Origin of the sequence: Superficieibacter sp. HKU1 (assembly GCF_029319185.1) — a bacterium.
In the GTDB taxonomy this organism is placed as follows: Bacteria; Pseudomonadota; Gammaproteobacteria; order Enterobacterales; family Enterobacteriaceae; genus Superficieibacter.
The window spans coordinates 3,528,128-3,540,950 of record NZ_CP119754.1 but is presented as its reverse complement, the minus strand read 5'-3'; the positions used below and the strand labels follow the sequence as shown (position 1 = coordinate 3,540,950).

At 55.6% G+C, this 12,823-nt stretch carries 13 protein-coding genes; 9 read left to right on the top strand and 4 right to left on the bottom strand.

Features of this window, described 5'->3' with window-relative positions; all coding sequences use genetic code 11:
• Positions 1-83: 83 nt before the first annotated feature.
• From srlD to srlA, 4 genes are read right to left on the bottom strand one after another with little or no spacing between them, the layout of a single operon-like run.
• Positions 84-863, bottom strand: coding sequence for a sorbitol-6-phosphate dehydrogenase (srlD, locus tag P0H77_RS16815; protein ID WP_276158444.1), 780 nt, complete (start codon positions 861-863; stop codon positions 84-86).
• Between the two features lie 17 nt (positions 864-880).
• On the bottom strand, positions 881-1,243 hold the full coding sequence (srlB, locus tag P0H77_RS16810; protein WP_276158443.1) for a PTS glucitol/sorbitol transporter subunit IIA: 363 nt from the start codon (positions 1,241-1,243) through the stop codon (positions 881-883).
• An 11-nt stretch (positions 1,244-1,254) separates the two neighbouring features.
• Positions 1,255-2,208: a PTS glucitol/sorbitol transporter subunit IIB gene (locus P0H77_RS16805; RefSeq protein ID WP_276158442.1), complete on the bottom strand. Its 954-nt coding sequence runs from the start codon at positions 2,206-2,208 to the stop codon at positions 1,255-1,257.
• A complete protein-coding gene (gene srlA, locus P0H77_RS16800) occupies positions 2,205-2,768 on the bottom strand; it encodes a PTS glucitol/sorbitol transporter subunit IIC (protein ID WP_276158441.1) in 564 nt (187 codons plus the stop codon). Before srlA ends, P0H77_RS16805 begins: the two co-directional genes overlap by 4 nt.
• A 271-nt stretch (positions 2,769-3,039) precedes the next feature.
• Between srlA and mltB the strand changes: the two genes are divergently transcribed.
• The 9 genes from mltB (at position 3,040) to csrA (ending at position 12,541) form a co-directional block, all read left to right on the top strand.
• A complete protein-coding gene (gene mltB / locus P0H77_RS16795) occupies positions 3,040-4,122 on the top strand; it encodes a lytic murein transglycosylase B (protein WP_276158440.1) in 1,083 nt (360 codons plus the stop codon).
• A gap of 299 nt (positions 4,123-4,421) precedes the next feature.
• Positions 4,422-5,078, top strand: a complete 657-nt coding sequence (locus P0H77_RS16790; RefSeq protein WP_276158439.1) for an ATP-binding cassette domain-containing protein — start codon at positions 4,422-4,424, stop codon at positions 5,076-5,078.
• Positions 5,075-5,935, top strand: coding sequence for a metal ABC transporter permease (locus tag P0H77_RS16785; protein WP_276158438.1), 861 nt, complete (start codon positions 5,075-5,077; stop codon positions 5,933-5,935). Before P0H77_RS16790 ends, P0H77_RS16785 begins: the two co-directional genes overlap by 4 nt.
• A 15-nt stretch (positions 5,936-5,950) precedes the next feature.
• A complete protein-coding gene (locus tag P0H77_RS16780) occupies positions 5,951-6,829 on the top strand; it encodes a metal ABC transporter substrate-binding protein (protein ID WP_276158437.1) in 879 nt (292 codons plus the stop codon).
• A gap of 126 nt (positions 6,830-6,955) precedes the next feature.
• Positions 6,956-7,453, top strand: a complete 498-nt coding sequence (pncC, locus tag P0H77_RS16775; RefSeq protein WP_276158436.1) for a nicotinamide-nucleotide amidase — start codon at positions 6,956-6,958, stop codon at positions 7,451-7,453.
• A 91-nt stretch (positions 7,454-7,544) separates the two neighbouring features.
• Positions 7,545-8,609, top strand: a complete 1,065-nt coding sequence (recA, locus tag P0H77_RS16770; RefSeq protein WP_276158435.1) for a recombinase RecA — start codon at positions 7,545-7,547, stop codon at positions 8,607-8,609.
• A gap of 131 nt (positions 8,610-8,740) precedes the next feature.
• Positions 8,741-9,241, top strand: coding sequence for a recombination regulator RecX (gene recX / locus P0H77_RS16765; protein ID WP_276158434.1), 501 nt, complete (start codon positions 8,741-8,743; stop codon positions 9,239-9,241).
• Positions 9,242-9,369: 128 nt separating this feature from the next.
• Positions 9,370-11,997 (top strand): alanine--tRNA ligase, encoded by a 2,628-nt coding sequence (gene alaS, locus P0H77_RS16760; protein ID WP_276158433.1) that lies wholly within the window; start codon positions 9,370-9,372, stop codon positions 11,995-11,997.
• Positions 11,998-12,355: 358 nt separating this feature from the next.
• A complete protein-coding gene (csrA, locus tag P0H77_RS16755) occupies positions 12,356-12,541 on the top strand; it encodes a carbon storage regulator CsrA (protein WP_000906486.1) in 186 nt (61 codons plus the stop codon).
• Positions 12,542-12,823 lie beyond the last annotated feature (282 nt).

Here is a 12,823-nt window from a genome sequence, read left to right as displayed (position 1 = left end):
GCCTACAAAGGTTCAAAACGCAATCGCTTACGATAATCTGTAGGCCCGGTAAGCGCCGCGCCACCGGGCATCGTGGCGCGGTTTTAAAACATCACCTGACCACCGGTAACGTTAATCGACTGCCCGGTACAATAGGACGCTTTCGGGCTGGCGTAAAACAGCAGCATATTCAGCACATCCTGATAATCACAACCGCGCTTCAGCGGCACTTTGTCGATGTAATACTGCTCGACCTCGTCTGCCTTAATGCCCAGCTTGGTGGCGTACTGCGGAAGCAGAGACTGAAACATCGGTGACTTCAACAGGTTGCCGAGCATCAGCGAGTGGACGGTAATGCCATACTCCGCCAGATCCAGCGCCAGCGATTGCGTCAGCCCGACGCCGCCGAATTTTGCCGCGCTATAGCCAGAATTGTGCTTGCTGCCCACTTTGCCTGATTTCGAGTTAATCTGAATAATCCGTCCCTGAATGCCGTCGCGGATCATCAGGCGGGAGAATTCACGGGCGCAAAGGAAGTAGCCCACCAGATTGACCTGCAATGAGCGGTCAAAATCGCCCAGCGCGAAATCGCTGATAAACGCGGCTTTGGCAATCCCCGCGCTGTAAACCAGCAGGTCGGCGCGGCCAAAGATTTCATCCACGCCGCGCGCCAGCGCCAGTACGCTGTGCTCGCTGGTGGCGTCCGCGCCGAAACCGTACGCCATTCCTTCGCCAAATTCGGCATTGATTTCCCGGGCGACCGTGGCCGCTTTATCACTCTGAATATCCACCACCGCGACGCGGTAGCCTTCTGCGGCAAGCCCACGGCTCAGGAACGCCCCCAGGGTCTGTCCTCCGCCAATGACAACGGCAACCTGACTCATACTTTTCTCCTCACACCTTAAGCGACAAATTTCAAAATACAGCCGGGGGCAATTGCCTCTGGCACGGGACCTGCAACGTGAACGGTGCCGGGATATTCCGCTTCATGCTCACCGTCAAAACGCAGGGTGATATGCCCAAGCTCACGTAAATTCTGTTCGGCAACCTCGCCTACCGCAGTGACGGCATAGTGCAGATCGCCCAGCTCGAACCGGGCGCCAGGCTTAAGCGCGCCGGTCAGCTCGCCGTGGCAGTGGATAAAACAGAACTCCACGATGTCGGCAGGTGCGCCCTCACGAAAGGTGATAAGCATGCGATCGGTGAGCGCATCAGCGGCGCACTGGCCAATTTGGGTAATGGTAGTCTGGTAAATAACGGTCATCTTCAGGCCCCTTAGTGGTAGATAAATCCGGAAACGAACCAGGCAATCAGGACAGTCGGTGCACCGGTAAGAAAACGGCTGACCAGTACCGACGGCACGCCGACGCGCACCGTGTCCTGACGCGCTTCGGCCAGCGACAGCCCCACCGGAATAAAGTCGCACGACGCCTGGGCGTTAATCGCAAACAGGGCAGGGAGCGCCAGATACGGCGGAATGTGCCCCTGTCCAATCTGCACGCCGATCAGTACGCCGATAACCTGAGCGATAACCGCTCCTGGCCCCAGGAACGGCGAGAGCAGCGGAAAAGAACAGATCAGCGCCAGCGTTACCAGTCCCAGCGGGTTGCTGGCGAGCGGGGCCAGACCGTGCGCAATCCAGTCGCCCAGCCCGGAGGCCATAATGATGCCGATCAGCGCCGAGACGAAGGCCATAAACGGCAGGATGGTTTTCAGTACCGTATCAATAGTTTCACGGCCCGCCTGGAACAGAACGGCAACAGCAGAACCCATACCCATACCGACTTTTGCCAGCAGACCATCGCTCTGTTCGGTGATTTTTTTACTGCTGTCGTAATCGCGTCCCGCGGCGGCAGGCGCGGCCTGGTCTGCCCGGGTAATATTTTCCTCCCGTACGCCCGAGACATAGATATCTTCCAGAATGTACTGCGCCATCGGACCGGATTTACCGGTGGAGTGAATATTGATCGTCGGGATCCGCCGTTTCGGATACAGCCCGCAGCGCAGGGTGCCGCCGCAATCGATGATCGCCACGCCGATATCGGCCTCCGGCGGCTCACCCTCTTTAAAGCCGTCGACCGCCTGCCAGCCGGTCATCTCCGAGAGCTTGTCGATAATGGCGGGACGCGTACCGGCGGTGATGTAGACGATTTTCTTCCCCGGCGTGGCGTCCAGCTCCAGCGGGCCGCCCCAGCCGCCCGCGCCTTTTTCTATACGGATACGCTTCATGATGTCGCTCCAGACAAACGCACGTTTTGCTCAAGTTGGATGCCCATTTTTTTCTCGAAAATCGCAGTGGTCAGGTCGGTTACCCAGCCGCGGAAGAAGTTAGTCACCAGCCCGACCAGCAAATAGCTGACGGCAAGCGGACCGAGCGGCAGACCCAGCGTGGTCAGGCCGTTGGCGATGCCGAGGTAAACAAACAGTTCGCCGGGATTGATGTGTGGAAATAAACCGTTCATGGAATGGCAGCTATAGGAAGCGGCGGCGTAATAGCTCGGCTTGTATTTTTCCGGCATAAAACGCCCGAGGCTCAGGGTCATCGGGTTACAAAACACAAAGGTTCCGATGCAGGGCAGCAGCAGATAGCGTGAAACCGGGTTACCGGCGCAGCGTTCGGCGAAGCGTTCAATACGGTGCTGGCCGATGAAATTGATCAGCGCATTCATGATTACCAGCAGACTAATCAGCAGAGGCAAAATACCCGTTACCATCCCGGTAAACACTTCACCACCTTTCTGAAACAGTCCGATAAACCACTCTGCACCATGGGTAATGGCGTCAATCATTGTTCTCTTTCTCCTGTAGGGCTACGGTCTTGCTAAATGGTGGTCCATTCTAATCAGATCGAAAGATATAAAAGTGTTAATTTGATCGCAAAATGAAAGATAAATATTTTAGTTTGAAAGTTTAAGGTGAAAGTAGCGAGGGGGTGATGAAAGAAAAAAGGGAGAGGGCGACGATATTTTTTATGTCTCCGCAGGCTACCGCTTCCTTGAGAGCTGGCGGATGTTTTACCATACTTGCCTTTGCTGAAAATTATTGTTGAATGGACTTCCCATGCTTAAGCGTCGTTATCTGGCTCTACTTCCGTTAGTGGCTTTGCTCGCTGCCTGCAGCAGCAAACCGAAAACGCCCGCCGCACCTCCTGAGACGGTGGCTCCCTCCGGCGGTTTCCTGCTGGAACCGCAGCATAATGTCATGATGCTGAGCGGCGACTTCGCCAATAACCCGGCGGCGGAGCAGTTCATCGATAAGATGGTGAGCAAGCATGGCTTTAATAAACAGCAGTTGCAGGAGATCCTGTCGCAGGCGAAGCGTAAAGATAATGTGCTGCGCCTGATGGACCGCCAGGCACCGACCACCTCGACGTTGCCGAGCGGGCCGAACGGCGCATGGCTACGCTATCGTCAACAGTTCATCACCCCGGACAACGTGCAAAATGGCGTTGTATTCTGGAATCAGTATCAGGATGCGCTGAACCGCGCGTGGCAGGTCTACGGCGTGCCGCCGGAAATTATCGTCGGTATTATCGGTGTGGAGACGCGCTGGGGCCGGGTGATGGGCAAAACGCGCATTCTTGACGCGCTGGCAACCCTCTCCTTCAACTATCCGCGCCGCGCCGAATACTTCTCCGGCGAGCTGGAAACCTTCCTGCTGATGGCGCGCGACGAGCAGGACGATCCGCTGGATTTGCAGGGGTCCTTTGCTGGCGCGATGGGATACGGCCAGTTCATGCCGTCCTCATATAAACAGTATGCCGTTGATTTCAATGGCGATGGACGAATTAATCTGTGGGATCCGGAAGACGCGATTGGCAGCGTCGCTAACTATTTCAAAGAGCATGGCTGGGTGCAGGGCGACCTGGTTGCGGTGCAGGCCAGCGGTCAGGCCGTGGGGCTGGAAAGCGGATTCAATACCAAATACAGCGTGTCGCAGCTTGCTGCTGCCGGGCTGACGCCGTTACAGCCGCTGGGCAATCACCAGCAGGCCAGCCTGCTGCGGCTGGATATTGGCACCAGCTATCAGTACTGGTATGGCTTCCCTAACTTCTACACCATCACCCGCTACAACCATAGTACCAACTATGCGATGGCCGTCTGGCAGCTGGGTGAAGCGGTGGCGCTGGCCCGCGTGAGATAAGGTTATGCTTCCCCCCAATCCTCTCTCTGAGGGCCGGGGGGAAGTGAGAAGTCTGAACGCTTAGTATCTTTCCTGCGAACGAGCGCCTTCCTCTTTTTTTCTGAAACATTTCGACGCATTCCTGCTTTAAAAGCCGATTTACATTCTTCTCCTGACTCATTATTGTTACGTTATAACGTATCGAGGTGTTGCATGATCCCTTTTACCCTTTTTTCCCTTTCCGGCGTAACGCGTCTGCTGTTCGCCGCATTGTTGTTGTTGATACTGTGGCTGGCGGTTGGCTGGGCGGTGGCGCTGCCATGATCGAGCTCGACCATCTTGTCGCCGGTTATCATCGTCAGGCTATTACTCCTTCGTTAAGCGGCATAATTGAAACCGGCAGTATGACCGCCATCGTCGGCGTTAACGGCTGTGGTAAATCGACGCTGTTGAAAACCCTGGCGGGCTTTATCCCTCCCGTCAGCGGCACGCTACGCTGGATGGCCGGGCGGCCGACGATTGGCTGGCTGGCGCAACGTCATGCGCTGGAATCGCAGTTTCCCCTGACCGTACAGGATGTGGTGAGCATGGGTGCCTGGCCGCGTATTTCCTTGCTGAAAGCGCTGGATCGCGGCGTGCGGATGCGCGTTGCGGCCGCGCTGGAACGCGTTGGGCTTTCGTCGATGGCTCGTGTCACCATCGATCAACTCTCCGGCGGGCAGTTTCAGCGTATGTTGTTTGCCCGCGTCCTGCTCCAGCAGGCGCCGCTGGTGATGCTTGACGAATCTTTTACCGGCGTTGATGAAGCAACCCGGCGGGTACTGATGGCGCTGATGACAGAAATGAACCGCCAGGGGCAGACGCTGCTGGCGGTGTTGCACGACAGCCAGCGCGTTAGCGATTATTTCCCTGAAACCCTCCATCTTAAAGCTGAACAGGCGTACTGGGGCAGCACGCAGGGAGCGGCGTTTGCATGATCTGGCATCTCTTTTTTCAGCCTTTTATTGAATTTGGTTTCATGCGGCGCGCGCTGGTGGTCTGTCTGGCGCTCTCAATGAGCACCACGGCGCTGGGCGTCTTTTTATTACTGCGGCGGATGAGCCTGATGGGCGATGCGCTTTCCCATGCGATTTTGCCGGGCGTGGCGGTGGGCTATCTGCTGAACGGCATGTCGCTTCTGGCGATGAGTATCGGCGGGTTTATTGCCGGGATCGCGGTCGCGTTGATCGCCGGATGGGTGAGTCGCCGCACGCTGCTTAAAGAGGACGCCAGTTTTGCCGGCTTCTATCTGGGATCGCTGGCGCTGGGGGTGACGCTGGTTTCGCTGCGCGGCTCCAGCGTCGATCTGCTGCATTTGCTGTTCGGCTCGATTCTGGCGGTTGATACCGATTCGGCCATTTTCGTCGCCGGCGTTAGCGGCGTGACGCTGCTTTGCCTGGCGCTGTTTTATCGTGGCCTGGTGAGTGAAGCGTTCGACAGCGCCTGGCTACAGGTTAATGTGCGCTGGCTGCCCTCGCTGCTGCACGGTCTGTTTCTGGCGCTGCTGGTGTTGAATTTGGTCGCCGGTTTTCAGGTGCTCGGCACGCTGATGGCGGTAGGCGTCATGATGCTACCCGCGGTTGCCGCGCGCTGCTGGGCGAATACTTTACCCGGTCTGTTACTGCTCGCCGGTGCCATCGGCACTGTCAGCGCCTGGCTGGGATTAAGTCTGTCCTGGGGAGCCAATCTGCCCGCCGGACCGTCCATCGTGCTGACCGCCAGCGCCCTCTTTTTTATATCCGTTTTATTTGGCAGACGCAGCGGGCTGGCAGGCAGCCTTCGCGCCTTTTTTTAATAGCAAGGGGAAAAGATGAAACGTACAGGGGTCATTATTGCACTGGCGCTTAGCGTCATGGCGCAGAACGCAATGGCGAAAACGCTGAATGTGGTTACCAGTTTTTCGATACTTGGCGATATTACTCAGCAAGTCGGGGGCGATCGCGTTAACGTGAGAACGCTGGTAGGACCGGATGGCGATCCGCATACCTTTGAACCGTCGCCGCAGGATAGCGCAATGCTGAGCAAAGCCGACGTGGTAGTGGTTAACGGTCTTGGGCTGGAAGGCTGGCTTGACCGGATGGTTAAAGCCTCCGGTTTTCACGGCACGCTGGTTGTCGCCTCGGACGGTATCAAAACGCATACTCTGGAGGAGGACGGAAAAACCGTGACCGATCCGCATGCGTGGAATGATATTGCCAACGGCGCGCATTATGCGCAAAACATTCTGGCTGCGCTGGAGAAAGCCGATCCAGAAGATGCCGCCGATCTGAAAGCGTCGGGCAGCCGCTACATAACCCAGCTGCAACAGCTGGATAGCTGGGCCAAAACGCAGTTCAGCGCTATCCCACAGGCGAAGCGTAAAGTGCTCACCAGCCACGACGCCTTCGGCTATTTTGGCCGCGCCTATGGCGTGACCTTCGTCGCGCCGCAGGGACTGTCCTCGGAAAGCGAGCCGAGTGCGGCGCAGATTGCGCAGATGATTAAGCAGATCAAAGCCGACGGCGTGAAAGTCTGGTTTATGGAAAATCAGCTCGATCCGCGCCTGGTCCGGCAGATTGCCAGCGCCACCGGCGCGCAGCCGGGCGGTGAGCTTTATCCGGAAGCCCTGTCCGCACCCGGCGGCGTGGCGGATACCTATGCGAAAGCGATGCGTCATAATGTTGAGACCATCGTCAACAGCATGAAATAAAGCGTTGAAGGTCAGCCCCGGCTGGCCTTTTTTCTGAATCTTCCTCGTAAAATCAACTCGTCGCCCCCATCTCCTGCTGGAAAGTGCTATCTTGTTGTCCATTCTTTTCGGCATCGCGAGGCACCTATGACCGAGGGTGAATTACGACAATTAAGTGAGCGGGTAGGGCAGGCACTTAAGGCGCGTGGCGCAACCATGACGACGGCGGAATCCTGCACCGGCGGCTGGGTGGCGAAAGTCATTACCGATATCGCGGGCAGTTCCGCCTGGTTTGAACGCGGCTTTGTCACCTACAGTAATGAAGCGAAATCGCAAATGATTGGCGTAAAAAGTGCCACACTTGAACATCACGGCGCGGTGAGCGAACCCGTGGTGGTTGAGATGGCGATTGGCGCACTGCGCGCGGCGCGTGCCGATTACGCCGTCTCAGTCAGCGGCATTGCCGGACCGGACGGCGGCAGCGACACCAAGCCGGTCGGCACAGTCTGGTTTGGCTTCGCCAGCGCCCGCGGAGAAGGCATTACCCGCTGTGAATGTTTCGCTGGCGACCGTGAGGCGGTGCGGCGTCAGGCCACGGCGTATGCCCTGCAAACCCTGTGGCAAAATTTTCTACAAAACACTTGATACTGTATAGCTATACAGTATAATTAGCGCAACAGAACAGTAATCCCCGGAGTGGTGTAAACCAGCTTCACCCGGCATGAAAGGAGTAATAATGGCTATCGACGAAAACAAACAGAAAGCGTTGGCGGCAGCACTGGGCCAGATTGAAAAACAATTTGGCAAAGGCTCCATCATGCGCCTGGGTGAAGACCGTTCCATGGATGTGGAAACCATCCCTACTGGCTCGCTTTCGCTGGATATCGCGCTGGGTGCAGGCGGTTTGCCGATGGGCCGTATCGTAGAAATTTACGGGCCGGAATCCTCAGGTAAAACTACCCTGACCCTGCAGGTTGTTGCCGCCGCTCAGCGCGAAGGCAAAACCTGTGCGTTCATCGACGCAGAACACGCGCTCGATCCGGTTTACGCGCGTAAACTGGGCGTAGATATCGACAACCTGCTGTGCTCTCAGCCGGATACCGGTGAGCAGGCGCTGGAAATCTGTGACGCGCTGGCGCGTTCCGGTGCAGTCGACGTTATCGTCGTCGACTCCGTCGCGGCCCTGACGCCGAAAGCGGAAATCGAAGGCGAAATCGGCGACTCTCATATGGGCCTTGCGGCACGTATGATGAGCCAGGCGATGCGTAAACTGGCCGGTAACCTGAAGCAGTCTAATACCCTGCTGATCTTCATCAACCAGATCCGTATGAAAATCGGTGTGATGTTCGGTAACCCGGAAACCACCACCGGCGGTAACGCGCTGAAATTCTACGCCTCCGTGCGTCTGGATATCCGCCGTATCGGTGCGGTGAAAGAGGGTGAGAACGTCGTCGGTAGCGAAACCCGCGTTAAAGTGGTGAAAAACAAAATCGCTGCGCCGTTCAAACAGGCTGAATTCCAGATCCTTTACGGTGAAGGCATTAACTTCCACGGCGAGCTGGTTGACCTCGGCGTGAAAGAGAAGCTGATCGAGAAAGCGGGCGCATGGTATAGCTACAACGGCGACAAAATCGGCCAGGGTAAAGCCAATGCGATTACCTGGCTGAAAGAGAACCCGGCTGCGGCGAAAGAGATCGAGAAGAAAGTGCGTGAGCAGCTGCTCAGCAATCCGAACGACAAGCCGGACTTTGTGGTTGATCCTAACGACGAAAACGCGGCGGAAGCGAAAGAAGATTTTTAATCTTTCGGTAACCACTGGGGGAGGCGCGTGAATGGCATCCTCCAGAAAATCAGGTAACATCGACAGATGTTAGTCACTAAAGGGCTGCTTAATGCGGCCCTTTTGCTATTTCAACGCTTGCAGGTTTTGCTATGACAGAGAATACCCCACGCCGCTCTGCGTATTCGCGACTCCTTGACCGTGCGATTCGCATCCTGGCCATGCGCGACCACAGCGAGCAGGAGCTGCGCCGTAAGCTGGCCGCGCCTGTCGTCACTAAGCAGGGCATTGAAGCGCAAGACGCTGCGCCGGAAGATTTTGATCGCGTCATCGCATGGTGCATTGAAAATCACTATCTTGATGACAGCCGTTTCGTGCAGCAGTTTATCGCCAGCCGCAGCCGTAAAGGGTATGGTCCGGCGCGCATTCGCCAGGAGCTGAATCAAAAAGGCATTCCCCGCGAGGTCGGCGAAAAGGCGATGCGGGAATGTGATATTGAGTGGGCCGCGCTTGCCAAAGAGCAGGCGGTGCGAAAATATGGTGAACCGCTGCCTGTTGAGTTCGCGCAAAAAGTGAAAATCCAGCGCTTTTTGCTCTATCGCGGCTACCTTATGGAAGATATTCAGGATATCTGGCGAAATTTTTCCGATTGACCGCATCGGGGATTTTACTTCCCCGTCAAGAAAACTTATCTTATTCCCACTTTTTTCGGCAGCGGGCGTTGATATGCATCAGGGCGCTCGCTGGCTACGATATTCGTTAGCTTGATTTCAGGATAATTATGAGCAAGAGCACCGCTGAGATCCGTCAGGCGTTTCTCGACTTTTTCCACGGTAAGGGACATCAGGTAGTTGCCAGCAGCTCCCTTGTCCCTCACAACGACCCGACGCTGCTGTTTACCAACGCCGGGATGAACCAGTTCAAGGATGTTTTCCTTGGGCTCGACAAACGTAACTACTCTCGTGCCACAACGTCTCAGCGTTGCGTGCGTGCGGGCGGTAAACATAACGACCTGGAAAACGTCGGTTACACTGCGCGCCACCATACGTTCTTCGAAATGCTGGGTAACTTCAGCTTCGGTGACTATTTCAAACACGACGCTATTCAATATGCGTGGGAACTGCTGACCGGAGAAAACTGGTTTGCCCTGCCGAAAGAGCGTCTGTGGGTAACCGTCTATGAAACCGACGACGAAGCCTATGCCATCTGGGAAAAAGAAGTCGGCATCCCGGCTGAGCGCATTATTCGCATCGGCGACAACAAAGGCGCGCCGTATGCCTCTGATAACTTCTGGCAGATGGGCGATACCGGTCCTTGTGGTCCGTGCACCGAAATTTTCTACGATCACGGCGACCATATCTGGGGTGGCCCTCCGGGAAGCCCGGAAGAAGATGGCGATCGCTATATTGAGATCTGGAATATCGTCTTCATGCAGTTCAATCGCCAGGCTGACGGCACGATGGAGCCGCTGCCGAAACCCTCCGTTGATACCGGGATGGGACTGGAGCGTATTACTGCGGTTCTGCAGCATGTTAATTCCAACTATGAAATTGACCTGTTCCGCACGCTGATTGATGCGGTGGCGAACGTCACCGGTGCTACCGATCTGAGCAACAAATCGCTGCGCGTGATTGCCGACCACATCCGCTCCTGCGCCTTCCTGATTGCCGATGGCGTGATCCCGTCGAATGAAAACCGTGGCTATGTGCTGCGTCGTATCATTCGCCGTGCTATTCGCCACGGCAATATGCTTGGCGCGAAAGACACCTTCTTCTACAAGCTGGTAGGGCCGCTGATTGAGGTCATGGGCGCTGCCGGTGAAGAATTAAAACGCCAGCAGGCTCAGGTCGAGCAGGTGCTGAAAACCGAAGAAGAGCAGTTTGCCCGTACGCTTGAGCGTGGCCTGGCGCTGCTCGATGAAGAGCTGACAAAACTGACCGGCGATACGCTGGACGGTGAAACGGCCTTCCGCCTGTACGACACCTACGGTTTCCCGGTTGACCTGACGGCGGACGTTTGCCGCGAGCGCAATATCAAAGTCGATGAAGAGGGCTTTGAAGCAGCAATGGAAGCGCAGCGCCGCCGCGCGCGTGAATCCAGCGGCTTCGGCGCGGACTACAATGCGATGATCCGCGTTGACGGGACGTCTGAATTTAAAGGTTACGACCACCTCGAACTGAACGGCAACGTGACCGCGCTGTTCGTTGATGGTAAAGCGGTTGACGCGATAAGCGCCGGCCAGCAGGCCGTTGTCGTGCTTGACGAGACGCCGTTCTACGGCGAATCCGGCGGTCAGGTGGGCGATAAAGGCGAAATCAAAGGCGCAGGCTTTAGCTTTGCGGTGGACGATACGCAGAAGTATGGCCAGGCGATTGGTCACCTCGGCAAACTGACGACCGGTTCGCTGAAAGTGGGCGACGCCGTACAGGCTGACGTTGATGAAGAACGTCGCGCGCGTATTCGCCGTAACCACTCGGCCACTCACCTGATGCATGCGGCATTACGTCAGGTACTGGGGACCCATGTTGCACAGAAGGGGTCGCTGGTAAACGATAAAGTGCTGCGCTTCGACTTCTCGCATTTCGAAGCCATGAAACCGGCGGAAATCCGGGCGGTGGAAGATCTGGTGAATGCGCAGATCCGCCGCAATTTGCCGATCGAAACGAACATCATGGATCTGGACGCTGCGCGCGAGAAAGGTGCGATGGCGCTGTTCGGTGAAAAATACGATGAGCGCGTGCGCGTGCTGAGCATGGGCGACTTCTCCACCGAACTGTGTGGCGGTACCCATGCCAGCCGTACCGGTGATATTGGTCTGTTCCGTATTGTGTCGGAATCCGGCACGGCGGCAGGCGTACGTCGTATTGAAGCCGTGACGGGTGACGGTGCCATTGCGGCACTGCACGCGGAAAGCGACCAACTGAGCGATATCGCTCAGCTCCTGAAAAGCGACAGTCATAATCTGAGTGACAAAGTCCGTTCAGTGCTGGAGCGGTCGCGTCAGCTGGAAAAAGAGCTGCAGCAGCTTAAAGCGCAGGCTGCGGCTCAGGAAAGCGCAAGTCTTTCCAGCAAAGCGGAAGATATCAACGGTGTTAAGCTGCTGGTCAGTGAACTGACTGGCGTTGAACCGAAGATGCTACGAACGATGGTTGACGATCTAAAAAACCAGCTGGGATCGACAATTGTGGTTCTGGCAACCGTCGCGGAAGGTAAGGTTTCTCTGATTGCAGGTGTATCAAAAGATGTCACCGATCGCGTAAAAGCAGGGGAACTGGTGGGTATGGTTGCTCAACAAGTCGGCGGTAAAGGCGGCGGGCGTCCGGATATGGCGCAGGCTGGCGGTACTGACGCTGCAGCTTTACCCGGCGCATTAGCCAGCGTAAAAAGCTGGGTAAGTAAAAAACTGTAATAACTATAAGCAGTTGCGAGCGTCGTTTTCCGCGAGAAGGGCGCTCTGCAACTGTACTACTACTATCCAGACCGAATAGTTTGCAGTACGATGAGAATACAATGAATTTCAGCAGCCGGGTTGGTCTGGCTTCTGGATCGGGTACTAACGTCGTGCCTGTGACCTTTATCGGGATGGTTTTATAACGATAAAGTCAGGTTGAAGTTTTGTATATCGGCTAAACTTACGTTTAACAGATTGTGATGCCGTGACTGCTTACACTTTACGTGTTTGTCATCGCTTACTTTTTGGCGTTATATGACGGATAATGCCGGGATACAGAGAGACCCGACTCTTATAATCTTTCAAGGAGCAAAGAATGCTGATTCTGACTCGCCGAGTTGGTGAAACCCTCATGATTGGGGATGAGGTCACCGTGACAGTTTTAGGGGTGAAGGGCAACCAGGTACGCATTGGCGTAAACGCCCCGAAAGAAGTTTCTGTTCACCGTGAAGAGATCTATCAGCGTATTCAGGCTGAAAAATCCCAGCAGTCCAGTTACTAACGTTTTCGCGCCTTGCTGTACAGTGAGGCGCGGATCCCTCTCGCTTCGGTTTCCTTCTCTTTTTTCATCTCTTCCCTCTGAATATCCTCTTTTTCTGTCGCGCTTAATGAGGCGTAAACCGCTTATGTCCGCAGAATTTTCCGTCGAAAAATCACTCTCTTTGCCGTTTTTGCAGGCTAATTGAGTGTGAAGTGTGCAAACGATAAAACCTTGGGAAAAATTGTTTGACTTATAAGTCCCAGAAAGTAATATGTGCGCCACGCAGCGACGATGAGCAGAAAC